This window comes from Pseudonocardia asaccharolytica DSM 44247 = NBRC 16224 (assembly GCF_000423625.1).
GTDB lineage: Bacteria > Actinomycetota > Actinomycetes > Mycobacteriales > Pseudonocardiaceae > Pseudonocardia > Pseudonocardia asaccharolytica.
In genome coordinates, this window is sequence record NZ_AUII01000022.1 from 21431 (window position 1) to 37434 (window position 16004).

General features: G+C 72.1%; 13 protein-coding genes, 2 tRNA genes and 1 pseudogene. 6 read left to right on the forward strand and 10 right to left on the reverse strand.

Going from position 1 to position 16004, the window contains the following annotated elements; translation table 11 throughout:
* Positions 1-39: 39 nt before the first annotated feature.
* From G567_RS0118730 to G567_RS0118745, 4 genes are all read right to left on the reverse strand, one after another.
* Positions 40-636, reverse strand: a complete 597-nt coding sequence (locus G567_RS0118730; protein ID WP_028931188.1) for an HNH endonuclease — start codon at positions 634-636, stop codon at positions 40-42.
* Between the two features lie 118 nt (positions 637-754).
* On the reverse strand, positions 755-1867 hold the full coding sequence (locus tag G567_RS0118735) for a cystathionine gamma-lyase (RefSeq protein WP_037057685.1): 1113 nt from the start codon (positions 1865-1867) through the stop codon (positions 755-757).
* A 75-nt stretch (positions 1868-1942) separates the two neighbouring features.
* Entirely contained in the window at positions 1943-2965 is a 1023-nt protein-coding gene (locus G567_RS0118740) for an NAD(P)H-dependent glycerol-3-phosphate dehydrogenase (protein ID WP_245585699.1), read from the reverse strand.
* Positions 2962-3669, reverse strand: a complete 708-nt coding sequence (locus G567_RS0118745) for a lysophospholipid acyltransferase family protein (RefSeq protein ID WP_028931191.1) — start codon at positions 3667-3669, stop codon at positions 2962-2964. Before G567_RS0118745 ends, G567_RS0118740 begins: the two co-directional genes overlap by 4 nt.
* Before the next feature lie 86 nt (positions 3670-3755).
* Between G567_RS0118745 and cofC the strand changes: the two genes are divergently transcribed.
* The 3 genes from cofC (at position 3756) to G567_RS0118760 (ending at position 7920) form a co-directional block, all read left to right on the forward strand.
* Positions 3756-4463 carry a 2-phospho-L-lactate guanylyltransferase gene (gene cofC / locus G567_RS29825; RefSeq protein ID WP_307724163.1) on the forward strand — a complete coding sequence of 236 codons (708 nt, stop codon included), beginning with the start codon at positions 3756-3758 and terminating at the stop codon, positions 4461-4463.
* 377 nt (positions 4464-4840) lie between these two features.
* The gene (locus G567_RS29830; RefSeq protein WP_051233286.1) at positions 4841-7024 is read left to right on the forward strand and encodes an RNA degradosome polyphosphate kinase; all 2184 of its coding nucleotides are present in this window, start codon (positions 4841-4843) and stop codon (positions 7022-7024) included.
* Entirely contained in the window at positions 7021-7920 is a 900-nt protein-coding gene (locus tag G567_RS0118760; protein WP_245585700.1) for an NUDIX hydrolase, read from the forward strand. Before G567_RS29830 ends, G567_RS0118760 begins: the two co-directional genes overlap by 4 nt.
* Positions 7921-8000: 80 nt before the next feature.
* On the opposite strand, the gene G567_RS0118765 is transcribed toward G567_RS0118760, so the two are convergent.
* The 3 genes from G567_RS0118765 to leuC all read right to left on the reverse strand — a co-directional run bounded on the left by G567_RS0118765 (position 8001) and on the right by leuC (position 10861).
* A complete protein-coding gene (locus G567_RS0118765; RefSeq protein WP_028931193.1) occupies positions 8001-8642 on the reverse strand; it encodes an HU family DNA-binding protein in 642 nt (213 codons plus the stop codon).
* 118 nt (positions 8643-8760) lie between these two features.
* Complete coding sequence (gene leuD, locus G567_RS0118770) at positions 8761-9357, reverse strand: 3-isopropylmalate dehydratase small subunit (protein ID WP_028931194.1); 597 nt, start codon at positions 9355-9357, stop codon at positions 8761-8763.
* A gap of 76 nt (positions 9358-9433) precedes the next feature.
* Positions 9434-10861 (reverse strand): 3-isopropylmalate dehydratase large subunit, encoded by a 1428-nt coding sequence (gene leuC / locus G567_RS0118775; RefSeq protein WP_028931195.1) that lies wholly within the window; start codon positions 10859-10861, stop codon positions 9434-9436.
* 80 nt (positions 10862-10941) lie between these two features.
* Here leuC and G567_RS0118780 point away from each other — a divergent pair, with 80 nt between their 5' ends.
* From G567_RS0118780 to G567_RS36315, 3 genes and pseudogenes are all read left to right on the forward strand, one after another.
* The gene (locus G567_RS0118780) at positions 10942-11652 is read left to right on the forward strand and encodes an IclR family transcriptional regulator (RefSeq protein WP_028931196.1); all 711 of its coding nucleotides are present in this window, start codon (positions 10942-10944) and stop codon (positions 11650-11652) included.
* A 105-nt stretch (positions 11653-11757) separates the two neighbouring features.
* Positions 11758-13500, forward strand: a complete 1743-nt coding sequence (locus G567_RS29835; RefSeq protein ID WP_245585701.1) for an Hsp70 family protein — start codon at positions 11758-11760, stop codon at positions 13498-13500.
* 133 nt (positions 13501-13633) lie between these two features.
* Positions 13634-14071 (forward strand): annotated as a pseudogene (locus G567_RS36315) (transposase); the annotation flags it as partial.
* 130 nt (positions 14072-14201) lie between these two features.
* Here the strand turns inward: G567_RS36315 and G567_RS0118800 are convergent.
* From G567_RS0118800 to gltX, 3 genes are all read right to left on the reverse strand, one after another.
* Positions 14202-14277: transfer RNA gene (locus G567_RS0118800), tRNA-Glu, on the reverse strand.
* Between the two features lie 25 nt (positions 14278-14302).
* Positions 14303-14374 (reverse strand) — tRNA-Gln (locus tag G567_RS0118805).
* 67 nt (positions 14375-14441) lie between these two features.
* The gene (gene gltX, locus G567_RS0118810; RefSeq protein WP_028931199.1) at positions 14442-15944 is read right to left on the reverse strand and encodes a glutamate--tRNA ligase; all 1503 of its coding nucleotides are present in this window, start codon (positions 15942-15944) and stop codon (positions 14442-14444) included.
* Positions 15945-16004: the final 60 nt, after the last annotated feature.

Below are 16004 nucleotides of genomic sequence, written 5' to 3' on the forward strand. Positions count from 1 at the left end.
GCACCGGTCGTTACGGAGCCTGCGCTCCATCGGCCACCGTCAGGCTGCGGTGGTCAGCCACGGCTCCCAGGCCGGCAGCGGTTCGACGGCGAGCACGAGGACGCCGCCCGCCGAGCGGCTCGGCGGGGCCGGGTGCGTCCGCAAGCTCCAGCCGAGTTCCTCGATCAGCCGGTCGGCCTTGCGGGAGTTGCACGACCGGCACGCCGCGACGCAATTGTCCCAGCTGTGCGCGCCGCCGCGGCTGCGCGGCACGACGTGGTCGATGGTGTCGGCGCGCTTGCCGCAGTATGCACAGCGCCGCCCGTCGCGGCGCAACACCCCGGAACGGGTCATCGGGATCGACCGCCGGTAGGGCACCCGCACATAGCGGGACAGCCGCATCACCGACGGCGCGGGAATGGAGAGACTCTCGGAACGGAACGCCGTGCCCTCCAACTCAACCTGGACGCATTCGGCCTTACCGCTCAGCATGAGGAGGATCGCGCGTTTGGCGGTGACCACCGTCAGCGGCTCGAAGCTGGCGTTCAGCAGCAGGACCCTGGACCCCGTCGGGACCGCGCCCGGGCGCGACGCGATCCCCGGCACCTCCCCTGGATCGGGGTCGGCACCGATGGGGCCAGGTTGTCGATGCGGCACGCGACCACCTCCAGCGGGCTGCTCACAGTCGACCATACGGGGGCACGGTTACGCACGGGTGATATCGGAGATGTCGCTCAGGTGGACGCACGGAAGGGTGAGCGGCCGATCCGCGCGCTCAACGGCCGACGGCGTCCAGCGCCGCGACGACGTCGGCCACCAGATCGGCGGCGTCCTCGCAGCCCGCCGACAGCCGCACCAGTCCCCCGGGTACGGCGTCACCCCAGCGCTCGCGCCGATCCGCAGTGGTGCGCAGACCGCCGAAGCTGGTCGCCGAGCACACCAGCCGCGACGTCTCGAGGAACCGGGCGACGGCGGTCGGCGAGGGCAGGGTGAACCGCAGCACCCCGTTCCAGCGGCGCATCTGCCGCGCCGCCACGGCGTGCGCGGGGTCGTCCTCGAGCCCCGGCCAGCGGACATCGGTCACGGCCGGGTGCTCGCGCAGCGCCGTGGCCAGCGCACGGGCGTTGGCCGCCTGGCGCTCCAGCCGCAGGTCGAGGGTGCCCAGCCCACGGTGCGCGAGCCAGGCCTCCACCGGCCCGGGGACGGCGCCGCCGCGCGTCCGCGCCGATCGCAGCCGCCCGGCCAGCACCGGGTCGGCGCTGCTCACATGCCCGAGGACGACATCGCCGTGGCCGGCCAGCGCCGTGGTGTCGCTGGCCACGACGAGGTCGGCTCCCAGCTCGAGCGGGCGCTGCCCCAGCGGCGTCGCGGTGGTGTTGTCGACGGCGACCATGGCACCCGCGGCGTGGGCGAGCGCGGCGACGGCGGCGATGTCGCACACCTCCAGCCCCGGGTTGGACGGGGTCTCCAGCAGGATCAGCGAGGCGCCCTCCAGCACCCTGCCGGTCCAGTACCCCGCGGTGGGCACCGCCCGCACCGGCACGCCGAGCGGGGCCAGTTCCTCCTCGGCGAGCACCCGCCCGAGGAAATAGCCGTCGCTGGGCAGCACGACGGCACCGCCCGGGCGTGCGGCTGTCCGCAGCACCGCGGAGATCGCCGCCATCCCGGAACCGAACAGCACGCATTCGCCGCCGTCCAGCTCGCCGATCGCCGACTCCAGCGCGCGCCAGGTCGGGTTGTCAGCGCGACCGTAGAAGTCGCGCGGCAGCGGGTCGCCGGGGACACCGAGGTGAAAGGTCGACGAGAGCGCCGGCCCGGGATGCAGGGGCGCCCCCAGCGCGGCCGGCGGGTGCCCGCCGTGCACGCAGCGCGTCCCGTCGCTCACCATCGCCACACACCGTCCCGTTTGACCTGGTCACCCGGGCCTGTGAGTGCGTAACAGTGTTGGAACACTGTTACGCACTCACAGGTATTCGGGCTTGAAGGAACGGCTGATCAGCTCCTTCGCCATCGACGACGGGGCGAGGTCCTCGTGACAGACCCGCCGCACGGCGTCGGCGATCGGCAGCTCGACGCCGTGCCGCTCGCCCAGCTCGCAGATCGACAGGCACGACTTCACCCCCTCGGCCACCTGCCCGTGGTTGGCCCGTTCGGCCTCGGCGAGGGTCTCGCCCCGACCCAGCCGCTCGCCGAAGGTCCGGTTGCGCGACAGCGGCGACGAGCACGTCGCGACGAGGTCGCCCAGCCCGGCGAGACCGGCGAAGGTCAACGGGTCGGCCCCGAGCGCGACGCCGAGCCGGGAGATCTCGGCCAGCCCCCGGGTGATCACCGAGGCGCGGCTGTTGTCGCCCAGCCCCATCCCGGCGGCGATCCCGACGGCCAGCGCGATCACGTTCTTGCCCGCCCCACCCAACTCGCAGCCGATGACGTCGGTATTGGTGTAGGCCCGGAAGTAGCCGGTGGCACAGGCGTTCTGCAGGGCCACCGCGCGGTCGTGGTCGGCGCAGGCGATCACCGTCGCGGTCGGCTCCCCGTGCGCGATCTCCAGGGCGAGATTCGGACCGGAGACGACGGCCACCTGGTCCGGCAGCACCCCCGCGACCTCGACGATCAGCTCGCTCATCCGTTTGAGCGTGCCCAGCTCGACGCCCTTGGCCAGGCTCACCAGGGTCCGCCCTCCCGACAACTGATCGCGCCAGTGAGCGAGGTTGGACCGCAGAGTCTGCGACGGCACCGCGAACACCACGGCGTCGGCGCCCTCGAGTGCGGACGCCGGGTCGGCCGACGCCGAGAGCCGCGCCGGCAGCACGATCCCCGGCAGATAGTCGGGGTTGGTCCGGCGCTCGTTGATCGCGGCCGCGACCTCGGGGCGGCGGGCCCACAGCGTCACGTCACGGCCGGCATCGGCCAGCACCTTGGCGAACGTGGTCCCCCACGAACCAGCGCCCAGCACCGCGACCCGGCGCACCTCACGGGCCCCGCTCACGACGCACTCCCCCGACGGTAGAACTCGGCGGGAGCCGGTTCCCCGCGCACCTCGACGAGCAGATCGCGCACCCGTGTCATCAGGAGGTCGGTCACCTCGCGCAGCACGCCGGCGTCGATCGGCCGCCCGCGATAGGCCGAGAGATCGACGGGGGCCCCGGCGCGCACGGTGATCGTCCGGCGCGGCAGCGGCCGGAACCTCTTGTTGTAGTGGTCGTACACCTCCCGGGTGCCCCAGTGCACCACCGGCAGCACCGGCACGTCGGAGCTCAGCGCGAGCCGGGCGGCGCCGGTGCGCGCATGCATCGGCCAGCCGCCCGGGTCGCGGGTGATCGTTCCCTCCGGGTAGATCACGACGATCTTGCCGTCGCGCAGCGCCTCGGTCCCGGCGCGCAGGCTCTGCCCGGCGTCCGCGGACTGCCGGTAGACCGGGATCTGACCGGTGCCGACCAGGACCTTGCCGAGCACCGGGATGCTCCACAGGCTGTGCTTGGCCAGGAAGCGCGGCGTCCGGCGGGCCGTGTGCACGTACAGCGCGGTGTGCACCGGGTCCAGATAGGAGATGTGGTTGGCCACCAGCAGCGCCCCGCCCTGCGCGGGGATGTGCTCGCGTCCCTCGTAGCGGACCCGGCCGGTCCCCCAGCCGATCGGATAGAAGAACACCGCGGCGAACTTCTCCCAGAATCCACCGTTCTCCCGAGTCACCCAGAACCTCCCGCCTCGCGATCTCCGGTTGAGTCTTCCCGGCCCGAGCCCCCCGGTCCACCGCCGGGTGGTGCGACGATGGAGCCGTGCCCACGCCGCGGATGCAGACCGTCGATCTCGTGGTCCCGATCAAGCCGCTGCACACCGCCAAGTCCCGGCTGCGCGGCGCCGCCGACAACGGCGTCGGCGAGGCGGCGGCGCATGAGCGGCTCGCGCTCGCGATCGCGCTCGACACGATTGTCGCGGCGCGCGCCGCTGAACGCGTCCGCGCCGTCCTGGTTGTGACATCCGACCCAACGGTGACCCGCGAGCTCGCCACCGAGGGGGTCGCGGTGGCCCCGGACGGACCCGCCGCCGGACTCAACCCCGCGCTGCGCTACGGCGTCCACGTCCTGCGCGACCGCGACCCGAGCGCTGCCGTCGGCGCACTGCAGGCCGATCTGCCCGCGTTGCGCCCCGCCGAGCTCGACGAGGCGATCGACGTCGCCGCGGCCGTGTTCGCGGCGGGTCCGGTGCGTCGCGCCTACTGCGCCGACGCGCACGGCGCCGGGACGACGCTGCTGCTCAGCGCCCCGGCGACGGCGCTGGGCCCGCGGTTCGGCCCCGGCTCGGCCGCCCGCCACCGCCGTTCCGGCGCCTATCCGCTACCCGGCGCATGGCCCGGTCTGCGCCGCGATGTCGACACCGAGGAGGACCTGCGCCGGGCCGCCGACCTCGGCGTCGGACGTCGGACCCGCGGGGTGCTGACGCTGTGTGGCGGCGGCTGCGGTGATGCAGTCGAGATTGTTTCGTAATCAGAAGTTCATTTGGCTGTACTTGGGGGACCGGACAGCGGGGCCCGCGAAGTGCGTCAGAATGGCTGATCGTGGGTCGCGACGCGCGCAGTGCAGATTCAGACTCCTCCGGTTCCCCGTCCGCCCAGTCGAAAAAGACCTTGCCGGAGTGGGCCGACGGCGCATCGCGCCGGGCCGGCGCGGCGCGTACGTCACGTCGCGCTCCGCGCCCATCCGCCAGACGAGCGAGCCTTGCCGGCCGCTCCGCCGCGGGATCCGCGGTCGCCGCGGCGTCCGCGGGCGTAAGCGTCTCCGCTCCGATCGCCCCGCCGAGCGGCCCCGACACTACCGAGTCCACGCCGGGCGCCCCGCCGAGCGCGCCCAACTCCACCGCGTCCGTGCCGACGCAGACCGCCGCATCCGATTCGGCGCTCAGCACGCCGCCTCCGGCCGCCGCTCCGATCGCCCCACCCGCCCCGACCACGGCCGTGGCCGTGGCCGGATCGGGCCTGCCCGACGACCGTTACCTCAACCGCGAGCTGTCCTGGCTCGACTTCAACGCGCGGGTGCTCGCGCTGGCCGAGGATCCGAGCCAGCCACTGCTGGAACGGGCCAAGTTCCTGGCGATCTTCGCGAGCAACCTCGACGAGTTCTACATGGTCCGCGTCGCCGGGCTGAAACGCCGCGACGAAACCGGGCTGGCCGTGCGCAGCGCGGACGGGCTGTCCCCGCGCGAGCAGCTGGCCCGCATCGCCGCGCGCAGCCAGGTGCTCGCGCGGGCCCACGCCCAGGTGTTCCTCGACGAGGTCCGCCCCGAGCTCGCCGACCACGGCATCCACATCAAGCGCTGGCCGGATCTGTCCGCGGCGCAGCGGCAGCGGCTCGCGGAGTACTTCTCCGCCCAGGTCTTCCCGGTGCTCACCCCGCTCGCGGTCGACCCGGCGCACCCGTTCCCCTACATCTCCGGGCTGTCGCTCAACCTGGCTGTCACCGTCCGCGACCCCGAAGGCCGCACCGAACGGTTCGCCAGGGTCAAGGTGCCCGACAACGTGCCGCGACTGGTGCGGGTCGAGAGCGACGAGCCGGGCGAGGTCACCTTCCTGCCCATCGAGGATCTCATCTCGGCCCACCTCAACGAGCTGTTCACCTCGATGGAGGTGACCGAGGTGCACGCGTTCCGGGTCACTCGCAACGCCGACCTCGAGGTCGAGGAGGACCGCGACGAGGACCTGCTGCAGGCGTTGGAGCGCGAACTGGCCCGGCGCCGGTTCGGCCCGCCGGTGCGGCTCGAGGTCGTCGACACGATGAGCGAGCACGTGCTGGAGCTGCTGCTCCGCGAGCTCGACGTCGACCCGAGCGACGTCGTCACCGTGCCTGGGTTGCTCGATCTCACCACCCTGTGGCAGGTCTACGGCGTCGACCGGCCGGACCTGAAGGACGAGCCGTTCGTACCCGCGACGCATCCGGCGTTCGGTGAGCGGGAGACCCCGCTGAGCGTGTTCGCCACCCTGCGCGAGGGCGACGTGCTCGTGCACCATCCCTACGACTCGTTCTCCACCAGCGTGCAGCGGTTCATCGAGCAGGCCGCGGCCGACCCGGACGTCCTGGCGATCAAGCAGACGCTCTACCGCACGTCCGGTGACTCCCCGATCGTCGACGCGCTGATCGAAGCCGCCGGGGCCGGTAAGCAGGTCGTCGCGCTGGTGGAGATCAAGGCACGGTTCGACGAGCAGGCCAACATCCGGTGGGCGCGCGAGCTGGAGAAGGCGGGCGTGCACGTCGTCTACGGCCTGGTGGGCCTCAAGACGCATTGCAAGACCGCGCTGGTGGTCCGGCAGGAAGGATCCACCATCCGTCGCTACTGCCACATCGGGACCGGCAACTACAACCCCAAGACCGCCCGGCTCTACGAGGACATCGGGGTGCTCACCGCCGACCCGACGATCGGCGCCGACCTCACGAACCTGTTCAACTCGCTCACCGGCTACTCCCGGCAGAACCAGTACCGCAGCCTGCTGGTGGCCCCCTACGGGGTGCGCCGGGGCATCGTGCGGCGCATCGAGGACGAGGTCGAGGCGCATCGCCGGGACGACCGGCGGGCCCGGATCCGGATCAAGGTCAACTCGCTGGTCGACGAGCAGGTGATCGACGCGCTGTACCGGGCCTCGCAGGCCGGCGTCCCGGTCGACATCGTGGTGCGCGGGATCTGCGCGCTGCGGCCCGGTCGGCCGGGGCTCTCGGAGAACATCCGGGTCCGCTCCATCCTCGGCCGCTTCCTCGAGCACTCCCGGGTCTTCCACTTCGCCGCCGCGGACGAGTACTGGATCGGCAGCGCCGACATGATGCACCGCAACCTCGACCGCCGGGTCGAGGTGCTGGTGCGCGTCGCCGACCCGATGCTGGCCGACCAGCTCGGTTACGTCTTCGACTCCTGCCTGGATCCGGCCACCCGCTGCTGGACGCTGCTGGCCGACGGTGGCTGGGAGCCCTCCCCGCCACCGGGCGCCGATATCGACGAGGTGCGCGACCACCAGGCCGAGATGATGGCGCGGCACGCGACCGTGGCGGCCGGCGCCGAATGAGCGCCCCGGATCTGATGGTGGCCGACGTGCTGGCGGCCGGCGCCGTGCTGTGGCGGACATCGGGCGGGGCGGGGCTGCAGATCGCGGTGGTGCACCGGCCGCGCTACGACGACTGGTCGCTGCCCAAGGGCAAGCTCGATGCCGGCGAGACCATGGCCGCCGCCGCCGTCCGCGAGGTGGGCGAGGAGACCGGGTTCCGGATCCGGCTCGGGCGGCGGCTCGGCGACGTGCGCTATCCGGTGGCGGGCGCGGCCAAGCTGGTGCGCTACTGGGCGGGCCAGGCGCTCGACGACGGCCCCGGCTTCATCCCGAATGCCGAGACCGACGAACTGCGCTGGCTCGCGCCCACCGAGGCCATGGACGTACTGTCCTACGACCGCGACCGGGAGATCCTCGAGCGGTTCGCCGAGCGTCCGGTTCCGACCTCGGTGCTGCTCCTGGTTCGGCACGCCAAGGCGGGCAGCCGCGAGGGCTGGAACGGCGAGGATGCGCTCCGGCCCCTGTCGCGGGCCGGTCAGGCCCAGGTCGTCGAGCTCACCGGGCTGCTGTTGTTGTTCGGGCCCGATCGCATCCACAGCGCACCCCCGCTGCGCTGTCGGCAGTCCGTCACCCCGCTCGCGGACCTGCTGGGACTCGACGTGGTCGCCGAGCCACGGCTCGGCGAGGTCGGCTACCACAACGACCCGGCCGGGGGCCTGGCCCGGCTGCGCGAGCTCGCGGCGATGCCCGGCGTGACGGTGCTGTGCGACCAGGGCGGGGTGATCCCCGCGGCGGTCGGCCACCTCACCGCCGAGTCCGACCGCGAGATCCGGGCGGCCAAGGGCAGCATCTGGGTGTTGGGCAGCCGCGACGGCCGCACTCTCTTCGCCGACCACTACCCCACTCCCAGCCGCTAGGCCCACTCCCAGCCGCTAGGCCCACTCCTCGCGAGTCGTGGTATTCCCGAGCGCGAGTCGGGGTCGGGCCGCGGCAGCGGCTACTTCTTGGGCTTGGCCGTCCTCCGGGCGGGCTTGGCGGTGCCCTCGACCGTCGACTTCGCCGCCGTCTTCGCGACCGTCTTCGGCGCCGCCTTCGCGGCCGTCTTCGGCGTCCCCTTCGCAGTCGTCTTCGGCGTCCCCTTCGCAGTCGTCTTCGGCGTCCCCTTCGCAGTCGTCTTCGAGGTGGCCTTGCTCTCGGTCGCCCTCGCCGGCTTCTTCTCGGAGAACGACGCCGACGCCTTGGCCTTGCCCGACGACAACCGGGCCGGCTTCGCCTTCGGTGCAGCCGCCGCCTCGGCGGTCGGAGCTGCGGCCGTCGAGGGCGTGCGCCGGGCCCTGCGGGCCGGAGCCGGACGGGTCGACACGCCGTTCCCGCTCACCAACGATTTGAAGCTCGTGCCGGGCCGGAACGCCGGGACCGTCGTCGCCGGGACGTTGACCGTCTCCCCGGTACGCGGGTTGCGCGCAACCCGCGCCGCACGGGCCCTCGCCTCGAACACGCCGAAACCGGTGAGCGAAACGGACCCGCCGGAGCCGACGGTGTCCACGATGATCTCGAGCAGCCCGTCGACCGCCGAGGCGGCGGTTCGCCGGTCCCCGAGGCGCGCTGCGAGCGCGTCCACAAGCTGGGATTTGTTCATGGATGCGCACCGTAGAGCTTTCGGGCACGCAACACCAGGCGCAACGCCAAAAAACCCCTTGCCGTGCAACGGGTGTCTTCGACGGACCGTTGCACGGCAAGGGCTCGACCCGGTCGGGTCAGCGAACGGGGGTGGTGACCGGCAGCCGAGCCGGACGGCCGGCCTCGAACGCAGCGATGTCGTCGGTGTGCCGCAGGGTGAGCCCGATGTCGTCGAGCCCCTCCAACAGGCGCCACCGGGTGTAGTCGTCGATCTCGAATCCGACGGTCAGGTCCTTCGCCTGCACCGTCTTCTCCCGCAGGTCGACGGTGACCTCGGTGCCGGGCTCGTTCTCCAGGAGCTTCCACAGCAGTTCGACGTCGGGCTGTGTGACTTGGGCCGCGATCAGGCCCTGCTTCGCGGAGTTGCCGCGGAAGATGTCGGCGAAACGAGAGGAGATGACGACACGGAATCCATAGTCCATCAGCGCCCATACGGCGTGCTCGCGCGACGAGCCGGTGCCGAAGTCCGGACCGGCCACCAGCACCGAGCCCCGAGAGAAGGGCTCGATGTTGAGAACGAAACTCTCGTCGGCCCGCCATGCCGAGAACAGCCCGTCGGCGAACCCGGTGCGGGTCACCCGCTTCAGATATACGGCCGGGATGATCTGGTCGGTGTCCACGTTGGACCGGCGCAGCGGGACGCCGATTCCCGTGTGTGTGGTGAACGGCTCCATGCTCGGGAAATCCCTCCTCAATCGGGGCCGTGAGTGCGTAACAGTGTTCTAACACTGTTACGCACTCACGGGCAGGTCAGCGCAGGTCTTCGGGGGAGGACAGCGTGCCGCGGACGGCGGTCGCCGCGGCCACCAGCGGGGAGACGAGATGGGTCCGTCCGCCCTTGCCCTGCCGGCCCTCGAAGTTCCGGTTCGATGTGGATGCGCTGCGCTCACCGGGCGCCAGCTGGTCGGGGTTCATGCCCAGACACATCGAGCATCCCGCGGATCGCCATTCGGCCCCGGCAGCGGTGAAGACCTTGTCCAGACCCTCCTGTTCGGCCTGCGCACGCACCCGCATCGACCCGGGGACGACGAGCATCCGGACCCCGTCGGCGACCTTGTGTCCATCGAGGATCTTCGCGGCGGCACGCAGATCCTCGATCCGGCCGTTGGTGCAGGAGCCGACGAACACGGTGTCGACGGTGATCTTCCGCAGCGGGGTACCGGCCTGCAGCCCCATGTAGGTGAGCGCCTTCTCGGCGGCGACCCGCTCGTTCTCGTCGATGATCCGCGCGGGGTCCGGCACGTTCTCGCTCAGCGGCAGGCCCTGGCCGGGGTTGGTGCCCCAGGTGACGAACGGGGTGAGTGCATCGGCGTCGATGTGGATCTCGGCGTCGAACACCGCCTCGTCGTCGGTGCGCAGCCCGCGCCACGCGGCGACGGCCTCGTCCCACGCCGCCCCCGACGGGGCGTGGTCGCGGCCCTTCAGGTAGGCGAAGGTGGTGTCGTCCGGGGCGATCATGCCCGCCCGGGCGCCCGCTTCGATCGACATGTTGCAGATCGTCATCCGGGCCTCCATCGAGAGGTTCTCGATGACGTTGCCCCGGTACTCCAGGACGTAGCCCTGACCGCCGCCGGTGCCGATCTGCGCGATCATGGCCAGCACGACGTCCTTGCTCGTGACGCCCGGCCGCAGCGTCCCGTCGGAGCTGTTGACGTTGATCGCCATCGTCTTGAACCGATTGAGCGGCAACGTCTGCGTGGCCAGCACGTGCTCCACCTCGGAGGTGCCGATGCCGAATGCCAGCGCGCCGAACGCACCGTGGGTGGAGGTGTGGCTGTCCCCGCAGACGACGGTCAGGCCGGGCTGGGTGAGCCCCAACTGCGGGCCGACTACGTGCACGATGCCCTGCTCGGCGTGGTTCATCGGGTAGAGCGGGACGCCGAACTCCGCGCAGTTGCGCCGCAGCGTCTCCACCTGTGTGCGCGAGACGGGGTCCGCGATCGGCGCCAGCACGTCGAGGGTCGGGACGTTGTGGTCCTCGGTGGCCAGGGTGAGGTCGGGCCTACGCACCGTCCGGCCGGCCAGCCGCAGGCCGTCGAAGGCCTGCGGGCTCGTGACCTCGTGCACCAGATGCAGGTCGATGTAGAGCAGGTCGGGCTCCGACCCCTCCGCCTTGCGGACCAGGTGCTGGTCCCAGACCTTCTCGGCCAGCGTGCGTCCCGCCCCGTGGTTCGTCACGGCGCTGCCTCCTGTTCGATATGCGGCCCCGCGTGGGAATGGTATGGATTTCCCATATATTGGGAAGTTAGTATCGAGGCATGAGACAGTCTAGCGGCATCGGGGTGCTCGACAAGGCCGTGGGGGTCCTGCGGGCCGTGGCCGCCGAGCCGTGTGGTCTGTCCGAGCTGTGCGAGCGCACCGGGATGCCCAGGGCCACCGCCCATCGCCTCGCCGTCGGGCTGGAGGTGCACGGGCTGCTGCACCGCGGCGCCGACGGCCGATGGCGCCCCGGCCCGACGCTCGCCGAGCTGGCCAGCGGTCACGGCGACCCCCTGCTCGAGGCCGCCGCGTCCGTGCTCCCGCGGCTGCGCGATCTCACCGGGGCGAGTGTGCAGCTCTACCGGCGCGATGGCATCCACCGGATCTGCGTCGCCGCCGCCGAGCCTGCCAGCGGCCTGCGCGACACCGTTCCCGTCGGCACCCGGCTGCCGATGTCGGCAGGCTCCGGCGCCAAGGTCCTCGCCGCCTGGTCCGACCCCGCCACCCAGCGCGCCGTGCTCGCCGAGGCGATCTTCACCGAACGGGTGCTGCTCGACGTCCGCCGCCGTGGCTGGGCGCAGAGCGTCGCCGAACGCGAGTCGGGCGTCGCGAGCGTGTCCGCTCCGGTCCACGACGGCGCCGGGAACGTCGTGGCCGCCGTCTCCGTGTCCGGGCCCATCGACCGGATCGGCCGGCGCCCCGGGGCCCGCTGGGCCACCGATCTCCTCGCCGCCGCGGAGGCCCTGCACCAACGGCTCAAATCCGGCTGACCCGCCAGCCCCGTCCCGGAATTCGGGCACCGCAACGCTAACGTGACCTTCGCTGCGGCCGATGAACCTCGCAGAGCGCGGACCTGCATCCAGACGAAATGGACGATGATGACCTACCTCCTCGGTATCGATGTCGGGACCACGCGTACCGCGGCGGCGATCAGCCGCCTCGACGGACGGGCCACCGATGCCGAGATGGTCAACCTCGGTGCCCGGTCCGTCGACGTCCCGTCGGTGCTGTTCATGGCCGGGGATGGGTCGGTGGTGGTGGGGGAGGCGGCCGAGCGGCGGGCGGTGACCGATCCGGACCGGGTGGTGCGGGAGTTCAAGCGGCGGGTGGGGGATCCCACCCCGGTGGTGGTGGCCGGGCGGGCGTGGGCGGCCGAGGAGCTCTCGGCGCGGTTGGTGCGCTGGGTGACCGATCGGGTGGCCGAGCGGGAGGGTGGGCCGGCGGCGCGGATCGCGGTGACCCATCCGGCGGCGTGGGGGGCGCACAAGCGGGAGCTGCTGGCCGGGGCGCTGGCCGGGCAGGGGCTGGCGGTGACGTTTTTGGCCGAGCCGCAGGCCGCGGCGCTGCACTACGCCGGCGCCGAGCGGGTCGAGCCGGGCTCGACGATCGCGGTGTATGACCTGGGTGGGGGGACCTTCGACGCGGCGGTGGTGCGCAAGGCCGACGGGGCGTTCGGGCTGTTGGGGCGGCCGGAGGGGATCGAGCGGCTGGGCGGGGTGGATTTCGACCAGGCGGTGTTCGAGCACGTGCTGGCCGGGTGTCCGGGGGTGTTCGAGGGGTTGGACGAGGCGGATCCGGCGGTGTTGGGGGCGGTGGCGCGGGTGCGGCGGGAGTGCACCGAGGCCAAGGAGGCGCTCTCGGCGGATACCGAGGTGTCGATTCCGGTGTTGTTGCCGGGGCAGCAGTCGGCGGTGCGGTTGCATCGCAGCGAGTTCGAGGGGTTGATCCGGGAGCGGGTGGAGGAGACGGTGGCGGCGCTGCGCCGGGCGGTGGGCTCGGCGGGGTTGACCCCGGAGCAGCTGTCGGCGGTGTTGCTGGTGGGCGGGTCCTCGCGGGTTCCGCTGGTGGCCCAGTTGGTGTCCGAGCAGGTGGGCCGGCCGGTCGCGGTGGACGCCGACCCGAAGAACGCCATCGCCAAGGGCGCGGTGCTCGCACTGGCGCCGCCGCAGGCGGACGCCGGCGCCACCGGCGAACAGACCCAGGTCGCGACGGGCGGGTTTCCGGCCGCCCCGGCGCCTGGCCCCCGATCCGCCCCGATGCCCCCACCCCCGCCGCCGAAGGGCGGACTCGCGGCCGCGGCCGCGCCGCTCGCGGGCGCCGGCCCCAAGCCCCGCACCGATGAGCTCCCCGCGACGACCGGCGGATATGGCGTCGCCGCCCACCTGCCCGACGAACCGCACCATGGCTACGCCGAGCACGACTACGCCGAGGATCCCGGCGAGCGGCGCAAGCCGGTGTTGCTGGTCGGCGCGGGCGGGGTGCTGGCGGCGCTGGCCGTCGTCGGCGCGATGCTGTTCTGGCCGCACGGCAGCCCGACGAGCAAGGCCAACACCCGCTTCGAGCCCTCGGCCCCCACCCCCACGTCGATCGTCGACGAGCCGCCCCCCTCGGCCCTGAACCAGCCCGTCCAGGACCCCCAACGGCCGACGCAGGCCCCGCGAACCGCTCCCCCGGTCACCGAGCAGCCCCCGCCCGTCGTGCCCCCGCCGGCGACGACCACCGCGCCGCCGCCGACCACCACCACCAAGCCACCGACCACCACCAAGCCACCGACCACCACCAACCCGCCGACGAGCCCGCCGCCATCCGGGTCGCCCGCGCCCTCGACCGGAGATTGAGGCCCCTCGGCGCCGCCCGTTCGGGCGGCGCCGGGCACCCGACTCGAGCCAGCCCGCCCGCCGGCGCAGCCCGGCCAACCGGGAAGGGACTGTAAGAACATCGGTGTAACTCCGATCAAGGAGTGTGGACCCGATGACTGACCTGATGCCTGAGCCGCTTGTCGACCTCGACGCTGGTGCTGGGGACGAGCCGTCGGCGTCGACGGCCCCGGTGCCGGACGTCCTGGACGCGGTGGACGAGCAGCTGATCGCCCGGCTGGCCGGGCGAGCGCGGGAGAACGGACTGGCGCTGACCGGCGAGGGCGGTCTGCTCGCCCAGCTGACCAAGCGGCTGGTGGAGTCCGCGCTGGAAGGCGAGATCACCGACCATCTCGGCTACGACCGGCACGTCCCGGCCGGCCGGGACGGCGGGGACTCCCGCAACGGCCACCGCACCAAGACCGCGTGGACCGAGGTCGGCCCGGTCGAGATCGACGTCCCCCGGGACCGGAACGGCTCGTTCCAGCCGCAGATCGTCGCCAAGCGGCAGCGGCGGCTCTCCGGGGTGGACGAGCAGGATCTTCGGATCAGCCGATCGAGGATGCCGGCCATACCCGCGAGCGGCTTCGTGATCTCGGACGTGAGGCGCGCACCCGGGGCTGCCGCGGCGGGCGCGGAACAAAGAAGGTCCTCGTTCCGGATCTCCGGAACGAGGACCTCCGTGGTAGCCCCGACGGGATTTGAACCCGCGCTACCGCCTTGAGAGGGCGGCGTCCTAGGCCGCTAGACGACGGGGCCCCGGGAAACGTTTATGGCGTTTCCGCTGGGGTACCAGGACTCGAACCTAGACTAACTGAACCAGAATCAGTCGTGCTGCCAATTACACCATACCCCAATGGATCACGTTCACCGGGCCCAGCTCGCGAGTTGAGAACCGGTGTCCGTGTCCTGCGCGAGCCACTCTAGCGGACCCCGCCAGCGCGCTCCAAACCGGCCCTCAGCCTGCGCAGCGACCGATCCCGGCCGAGCAGTTCCATCGACTCGTACAGCGGCGGGGAGACCGTCCGGCCGCTCACGGCGACCCGCACCGGCGCGAACGCCTTGCGCGGCTTGAGCCCCAGCCCGTCGACCAGCGAGGCCTTCAGGGCCGCCTCGATAGCCGCGCTCGACCAGCTCTCCAACGCATCCAGGCTGGTCAGGGCCGCGCCGAGAATCGGGGCGGCGTCGGCGCCGAGGTTCTTCTCGGCCGCGTCGGCGTCGGGGGCGAAGTCCGCCTCGTCGACGAAAAGGAAACGCAGCATCCGCGCGGCGTCGGAGAGGACCACGCTGCGCTCCTGGACCAGCGGGGCCGCCGCGGCGAGCAGCGCCCGCTGTTCCTCGGCGGGAGTGCCGATGATCACACCCTCCGAGCGCAGGAACGGCTCGACCCGCCGGGCGAACTCGTCGACGGGCAGTCGCCTCAGGTGCGCGGAATTGATCGCCTCGGCCTTCTTCAGATCGAATCGAGCGGCGTTGGAGGAAACGCGGGAAATGTCGAACGCCGCCACCATCTCCTCGAGGGTGAACACGTCGCGATCCTCCGCGATCGCCCACCCGAGCAGGGCCAGGTAGTTGAGCAGACCCTCGGGGATGAATCCGCGCTCGCGGTACAGGAACAGGTTCGACTGCGGATCCCGCTTGGAGAGTTTGCGATTTCCCTCACCGGTCACGAGCGGCAGGTGCGCGTAGACGGGAGGGCCACTGCCGATGCCGACTCTGACGAACGCCTCGAACAGCGCGATCTGCCGCGGCGTCGAGGAGAGCAGGTCCTCGCCGCGCAGCACGTGGGTGATCTCCATCAGGGCGTCGTCGAGGGGGTTGGTCAGCGGGTAGAGCGGGGTGCCGTCGCCGCGGGCGAGCACGAAGTCGGGCACCGAGCCCGCGCGGAAGCTCACCTCGCCGCGGATGAGATCGGTGAAGCTGATGTCGCGGTCGGGCATCCGCAGCCGGTAGACCGGCGCGCGGCCCTCGGCGCGGAACGCGGCCTTCTGCTCGGCGGTGAGGTCGCGGTCGGCGTTGTCGTAGCCGAGCTTCGGGTCGCGACCGGCCGCGCGGTGCCGGGCCTCGATCTCCTGGGCGGTCGAGTAGGACTCGTAGGCCTCTCCCGCCTCGACCAGCCTGCGCAGCGCATCGGCGTACAGCGCGCCGCGCTCGCTCTGCCGGTACGACGCGTGCGGCCCGCCGATCTCGGGACCCTCGTCCCAGTCGAGCCCGAGCCAGCGCAGCGCGTCCAGGATCGCCTCGTACGACTCGGCGGTGTCGCGGGTGGCGTCGGTGTCCTCGATCCGGAAGACGAACGCGCCGCCGTGGTGTCGGGCGTGTGCCCAGTTGAACAGCGCCGTGCGGACGAGCCCGACGTGCGGCGTACCGGTGGGCGACGGGCAGAATCGCACCCGGACCTGCGAAGGAGTGCTCACGGGCTCCATCGTGCCGGGTCACTGTTCGGCGCTTCGGGCTGGCCCCCGGGTCTCGCCCGGCCTACAGTT

Excerpts from the sequence above, each read along its gene's own strand:
- G567_RS0118780 (WP_028931196.1), top strand. The coding sequence starts at position 10,942 with ATGAGACAGTCTAGCGGCATCGGGGTGCTCGACAAGGCCGTGGGGGTC.
- leuD (WP_028931194.1), bottom strand. The coding sequence starts at position 9,357 with ATGGAGCCGTTCACCACACACACGGGAATCGGCGTCCCGCTGCGCCGG.
- G567_RS0118765 (WP_028931193.1), bottom strand. The coding sequence starts at position 8,642 with ATGAACAAATCCCAGCTTGTGGACGCGCTCGCAGCGCGCCTCGGGGAC.
- G567_RS0118760 (WP_245585700.1), top strand. The coding sequence starts at position 7,021 with ATGAGCGCCCCGGATCTGATGGTGGCCGACGTGCTGGCGGCCGGCGCC.
- G567_RS29835 (WP_245585701.1), top strand. The coding sequence starts at position 11,758 with ATGATGACCTACCTCCTCGGTATCGATGTCGGGACCACGCGTACCGCG.
- G567_RS0118735 (WP_037057685.1), bottom strand. The coding sequence starts at position 1,867 with ATGGTGAGCGACGGGACGCGCTGCGTGCACGGCGGGCACCCGCCGGCC.
- gltX (WP_028931199.1), bottom strand. The coding sequence starts at position 15,944 with ATGGAGCCCGTGAGCACTCCTTCGCAGGTCCGGGTGCGATTCTGCCCG.